Here is a 2,284-nt window from a genome sequence, read left to right as displayed (position 1 = left end):
GGCGGGGGCCCCGCCGCCACCGCCACCGCTGCCGCCGAAGCCGCCGCCTCCGCCGCCGCCCCGGCTGATCTTGTTGACCTTGGCGGTCGCGTACCGCAGGGACGGGCCGATCTCGTCGACCTCGAGTTCGACGACCGTGCGCTTCTCGCCTTCCTTGGTCTCGAACGAGCGCTGCTTGAGCCTGCCCTGCACGATCACCCTGGCGCCCCTGGTCAGGGTCTCGGCGACGTTCTCCGCCGCCTGTCGCCAGATGTTGCAGCGCAGGAACAGCGCCTCGCCGTCCTTCCACTCGCCCGCCTGGCGGTCGAAGATCCGGGGCGTGGACGCGACGGTGAAGTTCGCGACCGCGGCACCGGACGGCGTGAATCGCAGTTCGGGGTCGGCGGTGAGGTTGCCGACCACCGTGATGATGGTGTCGCCTGCCATCGCGGTCGCCTCAGACCTTCGCCGCGGCCTTCTTGGCGGCCTTCTTCGCGCCGCGCGGGGGCAGCTTGCGGACGACCTTGGTGCGCAGCACCGTCTCCTGCAGGCCGAGCTGCCGTTCGAGTTCCTTGACGGCGTCCGACTCGCAGTACAGGTCGAGCACGGCGTAGATGCCCTCGGACTGCTTGCGGATCTCGTAGGCCAGCCTGCGCCGACCCCAGACGTCGACGTTCTCCACGTTCCCGCCGGAATCGCGGATGACCTTCAGGTAGTTCTCCAGCGTCGACGAGACGTTGCGCTCGTCGAACGTGGGATCGAGGATGATCATTACCTCGTAATGGCGTGACACAACCACTCACCTCCTACGGGCTCGAGCGGTCACGGGCGTTCCGTGACAGGAGGGTTGCCGGGGAGCCAGTCTAGCCGCAGGCCCCGGCGGAACCGTCGTGGGTGGGGTCGTGGCCTCGCACGATGCGCCGGACACACGAAGGCTCCCGGACCCGGAGGTCCGGGAGCCCGCGAAGTGGTCCCGGGGAGTGTTCCCCGGGCGATTCAGGACACGCGGCGCAGGACCCAGGTCCGCACGAGGCCCGCGGTGACACCCGCCACCGCCGCCACGGCCAGCAGCATCGGGAGCTGCACCGGGTCGGAGCTCCCGTCCGTCGCCAGCGCGTCGGCGTTGCCCGCGTTGCGGACACCGGCCGGCGAGCCGTCGCCGCCGTCGGCGTTCCGGTCGGCCTCGTCCCCGTCCGCGCCGAGGATGCCGAACTCGGGCGTGTCCGCCCCGCCCGGAACCCCGTCCGACGGGGCGTACTGCAGCTCCGGCGGTACCGAGATCCCGGCGCTCGGGGCCTCGGCCCGCGGGATGTCGCTGTAGTCCCGGCGGGCCGCCCGCGCGTCGCCGGTGCCCTGGTAGCCGCCGTCGGCACCGGGTTCGCCGGTCGTGCCGGGCGTCCCGGTGGGGTCGGCGGACCCGCCGGACGGGCCGGAGTCGTCCGCGGACCCGCCGCTGCCGGACGGAGCGGAGGTTCCCCCGGTGTCCTGCCCGGAGGAGGTGGGGGCGGTGTAGTCGGTCGCCGTCAGGGTCAACCCGCAGTTGTCGGCGACCTCGGCCGCGATCGTGTCGAGCGTCTTCTCCTGGGTCGACGGCAGTGCGCCCAGTCCCGCCGAACCGTCGAGCGCCGCACGGACCGCCGTGCCGATGGCGTCGCCGCCGACCGCTCCCGATCGTGCCTGCGGGATCGTGCCGACGGACAGTCGCTCGTCGGCGATCTTGTTGGCGAGATGGTTCGGCCAGATCGTGACGTCGTGGACGACGACGATCGTCTTGGCCTCCCGGACCCCCTGTTCGACGAGGCTCGACACCGCGGCACCGTCGAGCGTCACCGTGTCACCGACCCCGCCGGAGACCGTGCCGGTACACGAGTCGGCGTCCGCGGTGGCGGCCGAGGCCGACCCCGCGGCGAGAAGGCTCATGCCGCCCGCCACCACCGCGACCGTGGTCGCGGTGAATGCCTTGCGGGTCACCCTGGTCAGGGCGGTGGGGCTGAGTCGCACGGGCTGTCCCTCCCGAATTGGCGAGCTGTCGACACGGTAACGACGGTTCGGCGGCGTCGGTGACGCCCACGGTGGAAAATCCGGGCCCCGCGCCGTCGTCGTGGGGCCCGGAACCGGCTCCGGGTGGGCGGGTCACATCTCCGACCGCCGTCGGCGGACCCAGGTCTGGACCAGGGTGGTGCCGACGAACGCGACCGCGGCCACCGCCACGAGCAGCGGGAGCCGGTCGAGTACGGCGGCCTCGTCCGCGGCGCTAGCACGGTCGGTCGCGTGGCCCTGACCGGCATCGTCCGGTGGTACGGCC

At 72.5% G+C, this 2,284-nt stretch carries 3 protein-coding genes; all 3 read right to left on the bottom strand.

The features are described from left to right. Positions 1 to 426, bottom strand: a 426-nt coding sequence (locus ACTIR_RS0112170; protein WP_026454493.1) for a single-stranded DNA-binding protein, incomplete at its 3' end; no start/stop codon positions are given. 10 nt (positions 427 to 436) lie between these two features. Further along, positions 437 to 772, bottom strand: a complete 336-nt coding sequence (gene rpsF, locus ACTIR_RS0112165; RefSeq protein ID WP_026454492.1) for a 30S ribosomal protein S6 — start codon at positions 770 to 772, stop codon at positions 437 to 439. Positions 773 to 975: 203 nt separating this feature from the next. Beyond that, positions 976 to 1,980, bottom strand: a complete 1,005-nt coding sequence (locus tag ACTIR_RS0112160) for a hypothetical protein (protein WP_026454491.1) — start codon at positions 1,978 to 1,980, stop codon at positions 976 to 978. Between the last annotated feature and the right edge of the window lie 304 nt (positions 1,981 to 2,284).

The sequence above is a fragment of the Saccharomonospora iraqiensis subsp. iraqiensis genome (assembly GCF_000430445.1).
Taxonomy (GTDB): Bacteria; Actinomycetota; Actinomycetes; order Mycobacteriales; family Pseudonocardiaceae; genus Saccharomonospora; species Saccharomonospora iraqiensis.
The sequence above is the reverse complement of the archived record's forward strand: the minus strand, read 5'-3'. Positions and strand labels throughout refer to the sequence as shown.